At 31.8% G+C, this 18,909-nt stretch carries 20 protein-coding genes and 1 pseudogene; 18 read left to right on the top strand and 3 right to left on the bottom strand.

The genetic code is table 11. From position 1 onward, the window contains the following. The first annotated feature begins 52 nt into the window (after positions 1-52). The 4 genes from ACZLO7_RS13910 to ACZLO7_RS13895 all read left to right on the top strand — a co-directional run bounded on the left by ACZLO7_RS13910 (position 53) and on the right by ACZLO7_RS13895 (position 3,868). Positions 53-370, top strand: coding sequence for a DUF3784 domain-containing protein (locus tag ACZLO7_RS13910; protein WP_464939979.1), 318 nt, complete (start codon positions 53-55; stop codon positions 368-370). A 168-nt stretch (positions 371-538) separates the two neighbouring features. Beyond that, complete coding sequence (locus ACZLO7_RS13905) at positions 539-733, top strand: YwbE family protein (RefSeq protein ID WP_464939981.1); 195 nt, start codon at positions 539-541, stop codon at positions 731-733. Between the two features lie 681 nt (positions 734-1,414). Further along, positions 1,415-2,572, top strand: a complete 1,158-nt coding sequence (rodA, locus tag ACZLO7_RS13900; RefSeq protein ID WP_464939982.1) for a rod shape-determining protein RodA — start codon at positions 1,415-1,417, stop codon at positions 2,570-2,572. 639 nt (positions 2,573-3,211) lie between these two features. Continuing rightward, positions 3,212-3,868 (top strand): helix-turn-helix domain-containing protein, encoded by a 657-nt coding sequence (locus ACZLO7_RS13895; RefSeq protein WP_464939983.1) that lies wholly within the window; start codon positions 3,212-3,214, stop codon positions 3,866-3,868. Between the two features lie 156 nt (positions 3,869-4,024). Here the strand turns inward: ACZLO7_RS13895 and ACZLO7_RS13890 are convergent, their stop codons facing one another. From ACZLO7_RS13890 to ACZLO7_RS13880, 3 genes are read right to left on the bottom strand one after another with little or no spacing between them, the layout of a single operon-like run. Next, positions 4,025-5,026, bottom strand: a complete 1,002-nt coding sequence (locus ACZLO7_RS13890; RefSeq protein WP_464939984.1) for a sensor histidine kinase — start codon at positions 5,024-5,026, stop codon at positions 4,025-4,027. After that, positions 5,023-5,694: a response regulator transcription factor gene (locus tag ACZLO7_RS13885; protein WP_464939985.1), complete on the bottom strand. Its 672-nt coding sequence runs from the start codon at positions 5,692-5,694 to the stop codon at positions 5,023-5,025. Before ACZLO7_RS13885 ends, ACZLO7_RS13890 begins: the two co-directional genes overlap by 4 nt. 33 nt (positions 5,695-5,727) lie before the next feature. Further along, the gene (locus tag ACZLO7_RS13880) at positions 5,728-6,714 is read right to left on the bottom strand and encodes an alpha/beta fold hydrolase (protein ID WP_464939986.1); all 987 of its coding nucleotides are present in this window, start codon (positions 6,712-6,714) and stop codon (positions 5,728-5,730) included. Between the two features lie 313 nt (positions 6,715-7,027). Here ACZLO7_RS13880 and ACZLO7_RS13875 point away from each other — a divergent pair, with 313 nt between their 5' ends. The 14 genes and pseudogenes from ACZLO7_RS13875 (at position 7,028) to ACZLO7_RS13810 (ending at position 18,909) form a co-directional block, all read left to right on the top strand. Next, complete coding sequence (locus ACZLO7_RS13875; protein WP_464939987.1) at positions 7,028-8,497, top strand: UDP-N-acetylmuramoyl-L-alanyl-D-glutamate--2,6-diaminopimelate ligase; 1,470 nt, start codon at positions 7,028-7,030, stop codon at positions 8,495-8,497. A 134-nt stretch (positions 8,498-8,631) separates the two neighbouring features. Next, entirely contained in the window at positions 8,632-9,168 is a 537-nt protein-coding gene (locus ACZLO7_RS13870; protein ID WP_464939988.1) for a YusW family protein, read from the top strand. Positions 9,169-9,354: 186 nt separating this feature from the next. Beyond that, on the top strand, positions 9,355-9,585 hold the full coding sequence (locus ACZLO7_RS13865; RefSeq protein WP_464939989.1) for a hypothetical protein: 231 nt from the start codon (positions 9,355-9,357) through the stop codon (positions 9,583-9,585). Positions 9,586-9,800: 215 nt separating this feature from the next. Continuing rightward, positions 9,801-9,974: pseudogene (locus ACZLO7_RS13860) on the top strand (GNAT family N-acetyltransferase); the annotation flags it as partial. A 602-nt stretch (positions 9,975-10,576) separates the two neighbouring features. Further along, positions 10,577-10,945: a hypothetical protein gene (locus tag ACZLO7_RS13855; protein ID WP_464939990.1), complete on the top strand. Its 369-nt coding sequence runs from the start codon at positions 10,577-10,579 to the stop codon at positions 10,943-10,945. 507 nt (positions 10,946-11,452) lie between these two features. Further along, complete coding sequence (locus ACZLO7_RS13850; RefSeq protein ID WP_464939991.1) at positions 11,453-12,391, top strand: aminoglycoside phosphotransferase family protein; 939 nt, start codon at positions 11,453-11,455, stop codon at positions 12,389-12,391. A gap of 391 nt (positions 12,392-12,782) precedes the next feature. After that, positions 12,783-13,364, top strand: coding sequence for a hypothetical protein (locus tag ACZLO7_RS13845; protein ID WP_464939992.1), 582 nt, complete (start codon positions 12,783-12,785; stop codon positions 13,362-13,364). 131 nt (positions 13,365-13,495) lie between these two features. Next, positions 13,496-14,116, top strand: a complete 621-nt coding sequence (locus tag ACZLO7_RS13840) for a hypothetical protein (RefSeq protein ID WP_464939993.1) — start codon at positions 13,496-13,498, stop codon at positions 14,114-14,116. Positions 14,117-14,180: 64 nt separating this feature from the next. Then, positions 14,181-14,681, top strand: coding sequence for an NUDIX hydrolase (locus tag ACZLO7_RS13835; RefSeq protein ID WP_464939994.1), 501 nt, complete (start codon positions 14,181-14,183; stop codon positions 14,679-14,681). 90 nt (positions 14,682-14,771) lie between these two features. After that, complete coding sequence (locus ACZLO7_RS13830; protein WP_464940003.1) at positions 14,772-15,245, top strand: 8-oxo-dGTP diphosphatase; 474 nt, start codon at positions 14,772-14,774, stop codon at positions 15,243-15,245. A gap of 267 nt (positions 15,246-15,512) precedes the next feature. After that, positions 15,513-16,103 (top strand): histidine phosphatase family protein, encoded by a 591-nt coding sequence (locus ACZLO7_RS13825; RefSeq protein WP_464939995.1) that lies wholly within the window; start codon positions 15,513-15,515, stop codon positions 16,101-16,103. A 163-nt stretch (positions 16,104-16,266) separates the two neighbouring features. Further along, positions 16,267-16,869, top strand: a complete 603-nt coding sequence (locus ACZLO7_RS13820) for a nucleotidyltransferase domain-containing protein (RefSeq protein WP_464939996.1) — start codon at positions 16,267-16,269, stop codon at positions 16,867-16,869. A 126-nt stretch (positions 16,870-16,995) separates the two neighbouring features. Continuing rightward, positions 16,996-18,006, top strand: coding sequence for a phosphotransferase (locus ACZLO7_RS13815; protein ID WP_464939997.1), 1,011 nt, complete (start codon positions 16,996-16,998; stop codon positions 18,004-18,006). A 33-nt stretch (positions 18,007-18,039) separates the two neighbouring features. After that, positions 18,040-18,909, top strand: a complete 870-nt coding sequence (locus tag ACZLO7_RS13810) for a Clp protease N-terminal domain-containing protein (protein ID WP_464939998.1) — start codon at positions 18,040-18,042, stop codon at positions 18,907-18,909.

The raw sequence follows: 18,909 nt of genomic DNA, 5'->3' as shown, positions 1-18,909 counted from the left end.
AATGTCGAAATAAGCAATAATCAATAAATTTTTATAAGAGGGTGTTGAATACATGATTTCAAATACGGAGTTTTTAATAGCTGTTCTTATATGTCTGATTGTGGGTTTACTTATGTTCTTATGTGGATGGTTGATATGGAAAAAGAAAAAGCTTGGTTTAATCGCAGGTTTCCAAGAATCTGAATATAAAGGGGACAAGGAAAAGCTTGCTAAAGATATGGGGGTTTTTTCGATATTTATAGGTGTTTTTGTAATCGTACTCCCGTTCGGCTTACAGTATATTGGTGAATGGGTTGCATGGGCATTTTCGATAGTCATTTTTGTAAGCTCAATTTTTATTTTCATTAAGATTAACTTTAGAAATAGTTGATGGAAAGTAATGAAGGATATTGATAAAAAAGCACAGACAGAATTCTGAATTAATACATATATTGTGGTAATAAACTCTAAATTGTTTTTAGCTGCTTGTTATCCATTCAGTAGAATCGTTATGCTATACTAAATGAATGATTAAAGCAGTAGAGAAGGGAATTATCATATGAACGGACAAAATCGAAGTGACGTAAAAGCTGGACTTGTCGTAGATATTATCTTAAAGAAAGATCAACGAACAGGCATTAAAACAAGAGGCGTTGTTAAGGATTTGTTGACAAATTCTTCTTTCCATCCTCATGGTATTAAAGTCCGTCTTACAGATGGTCAAATTGGACGTGTGTGTGACATTATTGAATAATAATAAATGTGATATGCTAGATACAAATTTTTGAAGCTAGGCGGAAATAGTTCGGATAAAAAATGCTAACTAATGGCTAGTTTCTTACGGTTATATTGCCTTATTAAAAGCGTTGTATTTTGCAATGTTCAGACTGTAGATAAACTCGAAAAACGAGTTTTCTACAGTCTTTTGCCTTTTGTACAAGCATTTTATTGGTTTGGAGAAGCGTCCGCTTGACTCCTGCGGAAAAAGCGAGACAGACGAGACCCTGCAGGAGCGTAGCGACGAAGCGGCTCGGCGCTCGCCCGCGGAAAGCAAGTGGTAAGCTTCGGAAACCCCAATCTATCTTTACTCATTCTTTCGAGTATTGACAGTAATTCACATTGACACCACGCTACTTAAATATATATGATGTGGATGTTATTTGAATATGATTCTTGTTAGGTGAGGCTTCTATGATAGAAATACGTTGATGCCCAATAATGTTCATAGACGCTTTCTTCCACGTTGAATTTTCTTAATATTTAAATTCCTTATAATCTGGAATCATCATTCACTTAAACATTCTATTCGGCCTAAGTTTCTATTAAAAAAGTAAAGTTTCATTAGATTAGAGGAATGGAGAAAAGTTAATAAACCGTGTACGCTGAATTTAATAGAAGGTAGAGACTATTATAGGTTTAGGAAGGCGGGGAGTAATTGAAGAGAAGAGAAATTCAGCTGGATTATATATTGCTGATTACTTTATTCTGTTTATTCATTTACAGCTTGATTGCTGTTTATAGTGGGTCAGGGCAATATGAAACGCATGATCCTTATTATTTTGTGAAAAGACAAGTAATTTGGTACAGCATTGGCGCAATTGTTTTGGTGGGAGTGGCATTATTCGATTTTGAATTGCTTGAAAGATGGGCACTGCCTTTTTATTCTGTAGGAATTGTGTTGTTAATCCTTGTACACTTTTTCGGAACGTTTAAAAATGGTGCTACAAGATGGATAAGTTTCGGCTTTTTTGATTTGCAGCCATCTGAGTTTATGAAAGTGTTTCTAATTTTATTTTTATCAGTTATATTAAAACGTTTTGCCAATCGAGCGCTTTCATTTAAACATAGTATTTCCATTACTATAAAAGTACTTTTGTTATCAATTGTTCCGTTCTATTTTATTTTGGTACAACCTGATTTAGGCTCTGCACTTGTCATTGCCGCAATAGCATTTAGTTTAATCCTTGTCTCTGGAATAGACTATAAAATAGTTGTAATCGTAGTTTCCTGTTTTCTAGCTTTAATTGGCTTCCTTGTCCATTTACACAATAATTTTTATGACATTTTTATAAAAATTATTAAACCTCATCAATTGGAGAGAATATATGGCTGGCTTAGCCCTGATAATTATGCCTTAAGCTATGGTTATCAACTAAAACAAGCCGTTCTGGGAATTGGATCAGGTCAAATGTATGGGAGTGGGTTCAACCAGGGGATACAAGTGCAAAGTGGCAAAATTCCCGAAGCACACACTGATTTTATCTTTTCAGTGATTGGTGAAGAATTTGGTTTTATTGGTGCATCTATATTAATATTATTGTATTTTATATTGCTTTATCGAATAATGATCATCGGGTTAAATTCTAATAATGTGTTAGGCTACTATATTTGTGCTGGGGTTATTGGGTTAATATCATTCCAAGTTTTTCAAAATATTGCTATGACAATCGGGTTAATGCCGGTTACTGGAATTGCCTTGCCACTGTTAAGTTATGGAGGGAGTGCACTCTTAACCAATATGCTTGCTCTGGGATTGGTAATCAGTGTGAATATACGTACCAAAAAATATATGTTTAGCAAAAGTGAAATTTAGTGTAAAATATCTTATTTTTATGAAAAAATAAAAAAGTATCGACTTCCGAACAAAGCGATATGAACAAGATGAAGTTTATGCAACGTTGCCCCTCTTGTATTGTTAATGGGGAAGGGATCAGTCTGGTTATAGTGTTGACAATTCGTCAAGTTTGAAATATATTTGATGGAGCAAATGTACAGATTAAAAGGTGGGTTTTATTTGTTTTTGTCACTCTCATATAGTTGATGGTGGAGGAATCAGTCTGGTTATAGATTTGGCGTTTTGTCAATTTTTCATAAATGTCAATGGAAGATTTTTTTACCACATTAGGTGCTTTACCACTTTATCATAATGCTAAATAAGACAATCCTGTTCACTTTAAAACTTTTGGTGTTTGTACGGTCAACATAGTTATCATAAAGTAAATTAAAGTTCAATCTTCACGTTTTCTTGAGAACTTTTGTGAGTAGTTTGTTCATTTTTTTATGATACAATTGTAATAAATCGTATTGATTATTTATTAAGGATTTTCAAAAAGTCTGCTAAAAAAATAGCTGTCGCTTTATCAAAGACTTGCTTCTACATTCGAAAACTCGTCTTCACGACTCTTTTATTGCTTCTTTTTGAACATGAACTACATTGAAAGGAAAATAGAATATGTCTGTAGGAAGAAACAATAGTAATTTTGGTTTGGTGTTAAAAGACTTATTAAAAGAACGATCAATATCAATGCGGAAACTTAGTGAACTAACTGATATTGATCCAGCTACAATCTCACGAATTATCAACGGTAAACGAAAAGCAAAGCCTGATCATATACAAAAATTCTCCAAACACCTTGGAGTTCCCTTTTCAGAGTTATTTGCTGCAGCTGGATATGATATTGAGCAGAAGCAGGATAAGCCAGGTTCAGATATTCATACATCAGTTGACAACATTCAAACCTTCCTCGAATCTGCTAATTTATATGATAAGAATTTTTCTATAGCAAGTGTTGAAAAGAAATTAGCTAATTATGAACAATATACACAAACAGAGGATGGGAAAGAAACGATACTTAATAGCTTTGAGGATAAGGTCCAGAAGGTGGGTAGTATAGGTCCGTTTATTAGCAATTTGAAGGGAATGTATGAGAAATTCCGCTTAAAGAATGGTACTCCAGCTGAACTCGCTTTAATTGGAAGTGCGCTCATATATTTCATACTACCAGTAGATGTTATTCCAGATTACACATTTCCAATTGGTTATTTAGACGACGCTATGGCTGTACAATTGGTGTTGAATTTATTAACAATTAAAAAAGATACTCTATGAAAAGTAAATCTAACTAAAGTGAAAAATACTATCGATAATGCATTTAATGGTACTTTAAGCAGCCCCCTCGTATAGGACCACCTAATAAGTGGCCACTATGCGGGGGAGGGGGTTTATATATTTGTCATCTCAACTGTATTAAATAAAAAGTTTACGTTATATATATCTTTTTTCGTCTGTGAAAGAAAATAGAGTCCCATTTTGATTCGATTCTATAGTATATTTTATATTTAGTGATCTAGCAATATCCTCTATAATTTTTAATCCTAGCCCTAAATTATCGCTATCAATATCAAAACCAATGCCATTATCTCTTATAGCAATAACACTATTTTCTATTGATATTTCAAGCTTCTTGGCTTTTGAATGTTTTAATGTATTTTGGAAGATGTTATCGAATAATCTTTGGAGCCATAAATCGTTACTTAGCCATATCAAACTTGGATTTTGTGTATGAAATATTAATTCAATATCATGAATACTATACAAATAACCCCATTTTTTAACCATGATTTCTAAAAAGTCATTCATATTCACTTCATTATTTAAAATATAAGAATTCTCTAACGTGTCAGTGGATTGAATATTAAATTCATTTGTCAAATCAGCAATATATTGTATTTGTTGATAAAGTGATTTTAAAATAGGAGCTTGATCCGTATACTGACTTTCTAAATAAAATAATTGTAATCTGATTGCTGTTAAAGGTGTATTGATATCATGCCTTAATTTATTTAAAATTTCTTTTTTCAATTCTTCCTGTTGCTTAAGTTCTAATTCTCTATATGTTGTTCTATCAATTAATATATTTACTGATTTAATTAATTCTCCTATTTCATCTTCACTTGTAACTTCTAATTTATTGGGTGTTTTTTCATCACTAGCTAAATGATGAATAGTTTTATTTAATATATTTATTTTATTTAAAAGAGAGTTAATGGATTTCGAAAATAAATAGGCTAACAAGAATAATGAAAGCAAAAATACGAATAACATCGTTGGATATGCAAAAGATTCATGAAAAGGGATGTTCTTATGTTTCGCTTTAAAGGCTATATTGTAAATTATTGACATAATGATACTTATTACTAGTAATAAAAATGGTACACTGATAATTGCAGAAAATAATAATAACCGATATTTCTTTTTTAATTTCATTTCTTTATATAGGTATTTAATCGATACCCTTCTCCATATATATTTTGTATAATCTCACCGTTTATATCATTAATTTTTGTTCTAATTTTTTTCATGTGTACATTAATAATATTTTGGTTTCTATCTTCAAGTGGCCACAAGTAATTAAAAAAATGTTCCTTTGTTAAAATCCTATCTTTATTATCATATAAATAAAAGAATATTTTCCGTTCAATTGAAGTTAAAAAAACCTCATTATTTAGGGCATTAATGAAAACCCTTGTAAGATCCGCATCTATATATAAATGTTTGATTTGTGTAAAAGTTCCATATTGATTCTCTAGCATCTTCTGTATTCTAAGTAATAACTCTCTAGGATCAAATGGTTTTATCATATAATCTTCTCCAATTGTTAAACCTTGAAGTTTACTATCAATATCTTGCCTTGCGGATAGAAAAATAATTGGAATATTTAATCCTAGATGTTTTATTTTTTTTGTAATTTGATAGCCATCTTCACCTGGTAACATAACATCCATAATCACTAAGTCTATCTTATGGATTTCATCAAGTACTTCATTTCCATCTGTTTTCCAACAAACATTATATCCCTCGCGTTGCAAAATCTTCTGTAGTAAACCACCAATCATTACATCATCTTCAACAATCAAAATATTATATTCTTTCATTGGCTTGACCTTCCGTCTATAAAATAAAATCCGTTAATTTTTGTCTACTTTTTTATTAATAAAATCCATAGTAAGGTTATATATCTCCTCAGGAGCGTATAAATGAATGCTGTGCTTGCCTTCGATTATTTTTACATCTGATGTTAATAATTGTTTTGCAAACTCTTCATAGTCTTTATTTTTTTGCTTTGTATATTTCGAGTTTTTATTTTCTTTAGCAATGGCATCAATAAATAAAATAGGAGTTTCTTTAGGGATTGGTAGTTTAATAGATATTTTACCATTTTCGTATGCCTGTAATAGTTCTTGCTTCATATTGTTATTAAAAAATTGTTTATACGAAATAGCTTTAAATTCTTTTTTTTCTTTATTAGTTAAAAAGTTTTGCTTTATTACTTCTGGATTATAAGTATTTGATGGCATGAGGCGATGAAAACCGATTTTCGTTAATATGCTGATACCTCTAACTGTTAATGACTGAAATAGTGTCAACTTATGAGTAACGTATTGTTGAGGTAAGCCTATATCTAATGCAATAATTCCCTTCACTTCATTTGGGTACTTTTGTGCCCAGTAAATAGCTTCTAATCCTGAATAAGAGTGTGGTACTAATATATACGGAGGTTTATTTCCGCTTTGAATCAGTGCGTCCCTAGTTTGTTTTAATATTGTATCAATATCTCTTTTATCGTTAAAAACATCACTATATCCATATCCTGCTAGTTCAATTACAGCAACCTTATTTTCTTCGGAAAATTTACTGTAGAGACCTTTCATTTCATAAATAGGGGCAGCAATGCCGGAACCAGCCATAAATACATATGTATCATTCCCGCTACCTTCATTGTAAACATTGATCTTCTTGTTATTAAAATAGACTAATGTACCCTTACTTTTAACTAATACGGATTCTTTTTTTAATTGATAATTATGGTATATAAAGATAGATACTGATACAAGGACCATAAAGGCAATTAACAGAACAAGTAATTTCATTAATACTTTTAATATTTTTCTCATAGATGTCTCCTCTCAAGTTATATTGAAAGGATATAATATAAAAATAAATTTCTAATTAATTTTCTAGTAATTAAATTTATTTAATGAAAAATCTGATTGGTAATAACGTTACTAATAAAGAAAATATAACTAAGCTGTAGAAGGTCGAATTAAGCGCATTATCACTTAAATCTAACGCCTTAAATTGATGAATTTCATTTTTAATTGCTCACTCAATAGAACGTCTTATTAAGTATAAATATTTCATTATAGGTCATTAATAAAATGCAAGGTTAAAAAAATGACTCGTTTTGCATCCTAGGAGTGAGCCTTAATGAAATTAAACATACTTTTAGAACATGTAGATAAAGCTATGAATTCTCCTCTCCTTGATATTGATGTTGATATTGAGGGGATTGCTACGAATTCCTCTTTAGTAAGTCCTAATGACATTTTTGTTGCGATTCCAGGTTATCGTGTAGACGGTCATCAGTTCATAGACGATGCTATTAGGGCAGGAGCAAGTGTAGTGGTGGGAGAGAAAGAGATAAAAGATTTGATGGTACCTTATGTTCGAGTACCTAATAGTCGTTTAGCACTTGCTAAAATGGCATGTCAGTTTTATGGGAATCCCTCTCGCAATAAAGTTGTTATTGGCATTACAGGTACAAATGGTAAAACTACAACCACCTATATGCTCAAGTATATATTGGAAACCTCCGGAAAATCCTGTTCCTTATTTGGTACCGTTCAAAATGTAGTTAACGGTAAAGCTTTACCCTCAATTAATACTACCCCCGATGCTCTTGAACTTCAAAAGCAATTTGCCATGAGTGAAGATGAAATTATTATAATGGAAGTCTCATCACATGGCCTTTCTCAATATCGAGTAGAAGGCGTGGAGTTTGACTATTGTTTATTTACAAATTTAGATAATGAACATCTTGATTATCATCGTGATATGGAAGCTTATTTTTCTGTAAAAGCAAGTCTCTTCGACCAATTAAAGCCGGATGGACTGGCTATAATCAATTATCTGGATAGCTGGGGAAAAAAGCTAGCGGATCAATTAACTCATAAAGGTTGTAAAATATATTCACTTGGTGACAAAAGCCATCATGATTTACAAATCGTTAATTACAAACCAGGTGTTTCAACAATTGCCTTTGAAGGGAATCAAAGCCAAGAGTTAAGGCTCAATATTTTAGGAAAGCACAATCTAGTTAATGCTTCCATGGCTTTTTTAACCGCACTATCGATTGGTATTCCACAACACAAAATTGTTTATTCATTAGAAACATTTCCCGTCGTACCAGGTAGATTTGAAGTATTGCATCACCCTAAAGGAGCTACAGTTGTAATAGATTATGCACATACAGCAGATGCTTTTTATCATTGTCTTCAAACGGCAAGGGAGGAAGGCGCAAATCGTGTATTTCATGTTTTTGGATTCAGAGGAGACAGGGATACGGAAAAAAGACGAGAAATGGTTAGTATTTCTAAAGAAATAAGTGATGTTCAAATTCTGACGTTGGATGATTTGAATAATGTTCCTTATGAAGAAATGGAACAAGTTCTTTATACATTAAGTGATGGGGGATACGTCATCTCTGACCGTACTTTAGCTATTAAAGAAGTATTAGAACATACTCATAAAGGAGATTGGGTTTGTATAACAGGGAAAGGGGCAGAAGATTATCAACAAAAATTTCGCTTGCCAACCGGCTCTGATAAGGAAACAGTCCAGTTTCTTTTCCAACAAAGTGACCAATCAGCAAATCAAGACTTTAACTCTTTTCATTAAAGAAAATTTAGTGAAAAGTATTCCATGTCTATTTTTTTGCTATCTTTTGTAGTGTAAAATAATTTGAAAAGTTTAATTTTTCTATTATGGGGAATATTAAGAATCGAGAAGTAAATAGAAAGGATGATTGTTAAATGAAATATTTGAAAATGGCTCTAGGAGTACCACTTCTATTTGGGATGTTATACGGCTGTGGTAAAGAAAAAGCAACAGACGTACCAGAAAAGGCACCGGTTGAGCAAAAAGACAGTGATACAAATATGAATAAAGACACAAACACCGACACAAACACCGACACAAACACGAATACCAACAATGGAGAAGAAGGAACAAATCAAGCCACGGAAAAATTACCGTATAATTTTGCGGAGTTTTCTTTGGACGTTGATTATTCACCGACAGAGTCATATGAGGTTGATTACGAAAACGAAAATACAGGTGTGGATGTTGAATTAGATGATGACCGCAATAATGTGAAGCTTAAAGGAGACGAAGCATTAGCTAAATTAGAGCCGATGTTTAAGAAACTGAAATTTGATGCTACAACAGCAAATGATGAAGTAATCAACCATGTGATTTCTGTCTTTGATTTAGACAAAAATTTTACTTCGTTTGAACTTGAAGTTAAATTCGCAGATGGAACAGAGAAAGAATATAAGAAAACAAAATAAGATGTTTTAAAAGGTGTCTCATTAGTCGATTCTTGACTTTTGAGGCATTTTTTTGAGGAGAAATGAAAGCGGTGATATAAATCGAGCTTGAGGGTGCAATTATAATAACTAATTTTGGAATATTTATGGCAATATGATATGGTAAAACAAATACTAAAGAGTAGCAAAATATAGGAGATAAAAAATTTGATGAAAAAATTTAATATGAAAAGTTTAATATTGGTTTTAATTGTTTTATTAGCAGGATGTGGAAATACAAGTGAAGGAAAGATAGAGTTAAATACGAGTGCACAATCACAATTTGAAAAACCACCAGCTTTAGCTATCTCAATAGGTAAAAAGACAGTTAATGCTCAACCAGGTGGATATAGTTGGAGTTATTTGATAACAAAGGAATATTTTAATTTGAAATTTTAATAAATACTATTAAAGACGTTTTTCGTACAAATAATGGATTTATGAGTATATTTTGATATTAAATTGTATATAAAAAAATTATTCTTAATGAGTAATTGTGACGTAAAGCATAAATTTTCCGTTTGGAAAGCTTATGCTATATTTTATTTTAGGAATTTTATGGTTGAATATTCACGTTTAGGATTAGTTCAACATTCTTGGACAAAAAGATTTGTACATTACTAGATAAAGTAAAAGCATAATCAAATGGGAGATTAACATTATACACATTTGAAGTAAATGAAAATGCACAACGATTTTATGAAAAACAAGGATTTGAAATCATAGGTAGAGGACACGAAAATGAAGAAACCTTAGCTGATATTAAATACAAATGGATATGCAAATAAATGATTATCAGGTGTTTGTGTGGTAATGTGAATCGAAAATTTAACTAAAGCACCTCGTTAGCCATATATTACTTAGATTTACATTACCTATATTTCCTTTTACTGAGAGGAAGTAACAGGATTTTCACGGAAGATATGGCTATACTTCTCCATAGAGCGATCAAACTGATATTGAAACTGGTACAAAGACAAATATTGAAAAGATGTCGTTCAGAAAAATACAGCTAATAATATATATTACATAGCTTTAGATGCTTGTTATAGTACCAAATTTGAAAAAATGAAAATCGAAATATATTAGAAGCGTTTAATTAATTCAACTTCACTTAAGTAGAAAATCCATGGGGTATTAACTTGGGTTTTTTTCCAAAAACATTGATCTTATGAAGGCTCAATCTTATTTTTTTACTCAAGTGTATGAAAATAAGTGAAGTTTCTTCTATTAATAATATAAATGCTCGCAGCATACTTTCAATCAATCTTTATTTGAAAGTTTTGTATAGTTAAAAGTCAAATTAGTTATTTATATTTTGAACTTTTTACTGCTGTTCATTATAATCCAGAAGGGAACTAATGTTCTGGTTGTTTTAGGAGGATTGATTATGGGTGGTGTAAAATGGTTGTATATTTCTAAAGATAATAAAATTTATAAGATTCCTAATCCTAAGGATGGGAGATTTAAAGAAATGAAGGAGCTTTCAGAGCAGGATGTTTTAAAGGTCATGCTGTACTACAGAACAAAAAATAGAAAGCCAGACAAACTAGTAATGGTTGAATTTGACCGCATTACTCTTGACTCACAAGGGGTGTATGAGGTGAATGATGAAAGGAAAAAAAGGATGCTACAAAATGCCTTTCAGTTTATATATAATACTCCTCAACAATTGGCAGATAACAAATTACCATTCGAGTTGCCTCTAGCACCTAGCGTTCCATCCTATATTGAAAAAAGGCTTTATATGAATATTTAAATCAGAATTTCCCTAACTTAGGAAACGATGCTCCGGCAATCGTAGAAAATGCAATAAGCTCAAAAAAAAGTACATCAAAAAAAATTGACTTAATTAAAGAAGCTAATAAATTAAGAAAAAGTAATTTGAAATTGTACTTTGAATCAAAAAAGGTTTAATGAAATTACGGATGATTTAGAAGTGGTTGATTTGGATTACAAAATATTTTAGAAGAGATATTCGGGAAACCTTTAAAGGAAATTATGTATGAAGCTTGTATAGAAAAAGAGTTGGAGAAGTGAAATGGTGCTGAATTCTACAGCTGGTAACTTTTTTAAATGCCATTGCTCTCGATAATGAATTGAAGTATGTCATAACGAGAAGTTTAGTGATCTTAATGTACTCTGACGTTTTTCAAGGAGTAATTCAAAAAAAGGATTACAAAACCAAAATAACATAACATTGACAGTTATTTAACCGTATAGTATCATTTTCATTCTTACTTGTTGCGAGAAAGGCGGATTGAATTTGTTAATTGAGAGTGTAATAGACTACATATCGAGCCTTAAAGGGTATTCATCTATAAAAAAAGTCGAGAAAGGATACTCACTAGATGAAAAATACATAGTTACCGTCAGCCAAAATCAATACTTTGTACGATTATCTGACATACAATATCACGAAAAACGAACCATCGAATTTTCATTGCTTCAAGCATTAGAAAAACAAGGTGTACAAACGCATAAAGCCATAGAATGTTCTTTATTGATTGAGGCTAATCTTTCTGTCATGGTATTAAGCTATATTGAAGGATACCCTACTGATGAATTCATTTCGAATCTTTCTGATGTGGAGCAATTTAATATAGGTCTTGCTGCTGGGAAAGAATTAAGGAAAATTCATCAACTACATGTCCATCCCCCACAAACGATACACTGGGAAGAAGCTCAAAGAAAGAAATTCAGCTTTTATTTAAATGAATATAAAAAAGGTAGCTATCAACTGCCGAGAGAGCATAAAATACTAAACTTTATTGAAAACAATTTCCACCTTCTTAAAGGTCGACCTATAACCTTACTCCATGATGATTTTCATCTGGGCCATATCATCGTTCAACATAATACATACAATGGCGTAATTGATTTTAATGGCTATGATTTTGGTGACCCCTATCATGATTTTTATAATCTTTCTTTATTTAGTAGAAGACATAGTATCCCATTTTGTATTGGACAAATAAATGGTTATTTTACAGATTCTCCAGATGAAACTTTTTGGCGAATATATGCTCTTTATGCAGCGATGAATATTGTCTCTACGATTGTGTGGACGAAAAAATATGATGAACAATCTTTTGATGATGCATTGCAAAGAATCCATCTCATTTTAGCAGATCATGACTATTTTAATTTGGATCAACCATTATGGTATAAGTCCATACCTATTGATAATGTAACAGGTTTATAAACAGTGATATGTTTACTATTGTGTATTTTTAAACTGAACTAATATTTATTAAATTTAGTTCAGTTTTTATTTGTGAGCAAATCTATTCTTAAATTATTGAGCTTGAGGTGCGGTTTGGTAGATTAAGGGATTATTATGCAAAATAGAGTAATATTGTATTTAGGATGATTAGGAGGTATTTATGACGACAAATATTTTAAATATACAAGAGGAAGCATAAAAAATTGTAGAAAAAGTTGCTTATATTTATCAATATCATATAAGAGAGGATTTTGTAGGTTTAATTGTCCACGGTTCGGTAGTAAAAGGTGGCATTATTCCAGGTTCAAGCGATATTGATTTTCATCTTTATTTGAAGGAAACGGCTTTTGAAAAACAAGGTATACTACCATTGGAGTTATATCTAAAAATTCATCGAGACTTAAGCAAAATTGATACAAAACCATTTAGCTATATTCAATGTGAAGCATTAACAGATAAATTACCAGAGGGATTTGTTGGTCCAGTTCCTGGTGCTTATCAAATTGTGGCTGGAAGGTTGCCAGTAGAAGAAGCATCAAATGAACAATTGAAGCAAACGGCATTACAATCATTAAATGATTTAACAGTTGTCCCCAAGTATTTTCCTACACTATTAGACCACGGAAAAGAGAGGTTAACGAGAGTTGTACGTTTACTCAATACACAAGTTTCTCCAACAATATCTCACGTCCTATCTTTAGTACATCAAGATGCCATTGAAATATGGCAGATGCCAAAAAATAAGGCAATACACTTATTACCCGAAGAAGAAATGAAAAAATTTGCAATTCAATTTTATGAATGTGCTAAAAGGTATTACCCTGATGAAATTTCGGTTAATGATGCTTTAGGTATGATTGAAAATGGTGCAAAGTTCTTCGAAAGTGTAAATCTCTGGTTCAAATTGAGAAAAACTAACGGAGAAGTTCTTAAAGGATACAATCAACCTTAAAAGTACAGTTGCTTTATAAGATTGTGAAAAAATGTACAAATGTACTTAAACTAACGGTGCATTTAGTTGAACAAGCGTAAATAATTCTACAGACCTTATTTAGATAGAAATAACATTAATTAGGGGGAAGAATGAGTAATTTTAGAGGGATAATTTTAGAGGGCTACTCGAATGCTGGAAAAACATCAGTCTTAAAAGCGTTGAAGCAACTTCACACAAGTGATGATGCCGAACGTAGTGTCATAGTTCTCAGTGAGCATTATTCGCAGGTATTACACAAAGTAAATGGTGAATTTAAGTCGTTAAGTCGAGATGAACACTTACAAGTCTTAAAAGAAAGAGTCACGATGCTGAAAATGTTAAATAATTGGTCAAGAGAAATAGGACAAACCCAACGTTCAAAAGGCTTATTCTTTATATTGGAAAGGTTTCATTTAAATCATCGAGTAGCATTTTCTCATTCAATATCAGATGAAATCAAGGAATTAGAAGCACAGTTATATGAAATGGGAGCAAGATGTACTTTGTTAACTGTATCACCAGAGAATTTAGAGCAAAGAATAAGTAGTAGAAATCCCAATGAATGGGAAGGGAAAACCATGGAGGAAATGAAATTAGCGTGTGAATTATTATTAGAACAACAACAAGAGTATAGGAGTCAAGCTAAAAATTCAATCATTCCTACAATTGAAATAAATACTGATAATAAAGATTGGGATTCCTACGCAAAACAGGTTTACTTATTCAACTAACGGAGCAGGTTGGTTGAAGAAAGGTCAAATTTATTTTAAGGTTATTTTTGGGAGGAGATAAGCAATGAGGGCACCATATCAAGTTTTGGTATTTCCTTATAGAATCACTGACAATTCTATTGAATATGCAATTTTTAAGAGAAGTGATTATGGATATTGGCAGGGATTAGCTGGTGGTGGAGAAGAGGGTGAGACTCCTATTGAATCAGCTAAACGAGAAGCATTTGAAGAGGCTGGTATTACAAGAGATTATCCATATATTGAATTAGATTCTATGTCTTCACTACCAGTAGAAGATGTAGTTGGGAACTTCCTTTGGGGAGAAGATGTTTATGTATTAAAAGAATTTTCTTTTGGTGTTAAAGTTCCTACAAAAGATATATCTTTATCAAAAGAGCACCTCAACTACAAATGGTTATGTTTTGAAGAGGCAGCAACGCTTTTGAAATGGGATAGCAATAAAACGGCGTTATGGGAATTGAACAAAAGGTTATTAAATCGTATTAACACCAAGCAAAAGTTTTTGAAAGAAAATCTTGAGCTAACGGAGGCTTTACTTTCATAAGGGGTTGAGCCTTCTTCTACTTAAATTAAAGACGCAGGTTAGTCGAATAAGAAGGATATATATATGGTGATGAAAAATATGGAGGGGATTATGAGCGATTCTATTAATTATAAAATATGGACTGTTTGTATGATTCAAAGTGAAGAGAAGGTTTTACTTCTGGATAGACAGCACGACAATTTCAAAGGATTTATTCCACCGGGTGGTAAAGTTGAGTTTCCTGAAAGTATTGTAGAGAGTGCTATCAGAGAAGTAAAAGAAGAAACCGGGTTAGAAGTTAGAAACCTCATTTATAAAGGGCTTTATGAATATGTTAATCCAGTCGCTAAAGATAGATATATGATATTTAATTACATAACAAAGGATTTCGAGGGTGAACTTTTGAAAGATGCTCCTGAGGGGAAAGCTGTTTGGGTAGATATAGAGAACGCATATAAACTTCCTATGCAGACATCGATACGGAGAAGATTTCCTTTATTTTTTAAAGATGGAACATTTGAGATTCAAGTTGAATGGAACCACGAAGAAAATAAAGAAGGGAAAGTTACAATACGTAACACATAAAGCTTCTTTTTAGACTAACGGGGGCAATTGTTCAATAGTGCAGTCGATTTTCAATAACGTCGAGGTCAGTTCAATACATATATAACTGAAATTCTAGCAGATACAGTAAAAGACCGAAAATCCTATACATTAGGTGAATCAGAATTTATAAATAAGATATTAGAAAAAGTAATGGATTAAAAAATAAATAAACGATGTTCTTATTCAATTAACAGAGCAGTTTAGTTTTATACTTTTTGGATTTTAAAAAAATAGGGGGAAAAAGACATGCAAATACTATTAATTCGACACGGAGAATCGGAAGCAGATATTTTAAACGTACATGAAGGAAGAGCTGATTTTGAATTAACGGATAGAGGTAGAAAGCAAGTGGGAAGTTTATCACAAAAAGTAAAAAATGATTTCCCGCCAGATTTTATTTGGGCAAGTACGTTAAAAAGAGCACGCGAAACCGCCGAAACTTTAGGGAAAACTATTGGATGCCCAGTGCAATTGGAAGAAGAATTAATGGAGTTTAATAATGGTGTACAAGCTGGATTATCCTTTGAAGAAGCGAAAAAGTATCCTGAGCCAAAATTTTTTCATGAAAGTTTTGAAAATGGAGAGACATTCATAGAATTTCGAATGAGAATTGAAACGATATTTTCTAAGATTGTGACAGGAAATACATATGAGCGAATAGCGATTGTTGCTCATGGTGGGGTAATTAATAATATATTACGAGCTTTTTACCAAATGCCAATCAACATGGATTATTATTTTAAAATTGGAGATACAGGAATCAGTTTAATTGAACTTACTGATAAGGAAAAGGTAATTCACTTTATAAATGATACGAATCATTTAGGAAATATATAGGATAGCTTTCTTGGGAATTTTGTTCAACTTTTTAAGAAAACACACTATTTAATCAATAGAATCCCACCGTTAATTTTAAAACGGTGGGTTTTTATAACGAAAATCAACGTTTACAGGATATTTTTAATCAAATTTTATTTCAACGCTACGGGAGGACATTTATTTGAGGACAGATATAGATAATTGGGAATCAATCACCGTAACAGAGATTTATAAGCTCTTTTCCATTATTCCAATTAAATGGGGTGTTGCAGGGGGATGGGCTTTAGATTTACATTTAGGCAAACAGTCAAGGGTACATGATGATATAGATGTAATAATACTTCGAGAGGAACAATTAACTGCCTATAATTATTTGTCAGGTGATTGGATGTTATACAAAGCAGAGAATGGGAAACTTGTTCCTTGGCAAGAAGGCGAGTTTTTAAAAACCACAAATGACATCTGGGCTACTAAAAGCAGTAGTTCTCCCTGGGCTTTTCAAATTATGTTAGTAGAGACAGAGCAACAATCCTGGATATACAGGAGAGAAAAATCTATTCGAAGAAGATTAGAGGATATTTTTTTTAGAACAGCTGAGGGGATACCTTACCTGAGGCCCGAGATTCAACTTCTTTATAAAGGTGGTAGCTCAAATGTTAGGGAAAAAGATTTTAAAGATCTTCAAACTATGCTTCCATATTTACTGCCTGAACAAAGGGATTGGTTAAAAATGACTTTGAAAAGACAATTTCCAACTGGTCATTCGTGGCTGGATTATATCTAAGTGTGAAATATGATTCAAAACATAAATTGAACCAAGTGTTAAGTGAGCTGTGAGGTAACAAACAACAAGATATAAAGATACTTTAATGTAAACTTATCAACTACTTAACTCTAAGGAGATATAAAATTGTACCAACTAATAAAAAAAGCACTTGAACCATACTCATTAGGGAACAGATCACTAATTATAGAAAAAGAGCTACACATAGGAAGTTGGAATAATGACCTACATTATAAAATAGTTGCTGATGGAAAAAAATTTTATGCAAGTTTCATTAAAAAGGAGCGTTCCCCCAACACTGTATTTGGAGAAATCTCAAATAATATTTTATTTGAACAAACCAAATTTTGCCGATTTCTTATTAATAATGAAGTTCCTTTTATGCATTTATTCCCCGTTTCAGTAGATTTACCTTTCACAACAATTGAAATAGAAAATGAAAGTTATCGTTTTATACTATTTGAATGGATTGAAGGAGAACATATTACTCATTGTGATGAGTACATTGCAGAGGAATTTGGTAAAATGGCAAGAAAGTTTCATGATATTTCAAGCTTATATAAAAGTTCTGCCTTTTCGAAACAATCTCAGCTTATTGGTTACTCCCAATTTGTTGATAATCTTCGAAATAAAGTTGAGAAATCTTACATATCATTAAAAAATTTCAAAATGGTAGTTAATTATCTTGAAACAACCGAATATCACATAGAAAATGCAAAAACGAAGCAATTTGATTTTATTATACAATCAGATTTAAATCCACTTAATATTATCTGGGATAAAAATAGAAAAATAAAAGGAATTGTTGACTTTGAATCAATCGGCTACAGTGATAGGATAGAGGGTTTAGCTTGGCTAATCAAATGGTATTCCCGAACAAACGGAGTATCTTCAAATGAAATTTCTCCTATTGTCGCTAATGCCTTTATAAAAGGTTACAAAATAGGTGATTTTCTTTGTGAAAATGATTTTGACCGTCTATCTTCACTAATATGGTTAGCTGGTTGCATAAATTGGAACTTCGTAAGAAAGACAATTAACATTTTAGAAACTAATAATGAAGAAATATTAAAAAATCATTTGGATGCTTATAAACAGCGTGGTGAAAAATTACTGAAATTAATTCCGAATAAATAGGATTATTAAAAAAATAACAGGGAGGAAGACTATTTGAGATTTACAGAAAGAACGCTAAGAATTCTAAAATATGCAGAAACAGAAGCTGAAAGGACAACCAAGGTTGTTTATCCTGTACACTTACTTTTGGGGTTATTGCTTGAAAGAACAGGTGTGTGTGCTGAGTTATATATTAATTATCCAAATCTTACAGAGATACTAAACGAACGAGTCAGGGACATGCAATTTGAAATGGAAGATGAAGGTATTAGTTACGGACCTTTTAAATCAAATATTACGCAAACCTCTAAAATAGTAATATTGAACGCAAATAATCGTATGAACCGTTTCAAACAAAATTTTATAAATGAAGGTCATATAGTAGATGCAATTTTTAAAATTGATGACCCTTTAACAAAAGCAATACTTTCTGGACTCGATATTTCTCGTATACTTGAAATCGTGTCTTATCCCAGGGATATGATTGTTTCTTTAAAAGATTATTCGTTTCCTCCTATTCCAGCAAGCAATATAAATTTTAGAAAAGCAGAGCAAAGTGATTATGCCTCCTTGAAAGCTTTTGTAGAAAAAGAATTTGGAGAAGAATGGTTAGACTCTATTGAAAATGGTTTTTTACAAGTAGATATTCCTATTTTTATCGCTTTAGAAGACCAAGATAATGTAGGTTTTTCTTGCTTTGATGTTGTTCGAGGAAAAAAAGGATTATTCGGTCCAATGGGTACATCTTTTTCAAATAGAATAAATGGGATAGGAAATACTCTGCTGCATTTATGTTTAGTTGAGATGAAGGAAAGAGACTATGAATACGCTATTATTGGAGAAGCTGGTCCCGTTGAGTTTTATGAAAAATCTTGTAATGCCGTTGTTATTTCTAAAAACTTTTTAAACTCTGAAGGGAAATAA

It is taken from the genome of Viridibacillus sp. d25.2 (assembly GCF_055456015.2).
This window is presented reverse-complemented; position numbering and strand designations above follow the sequence as displayed.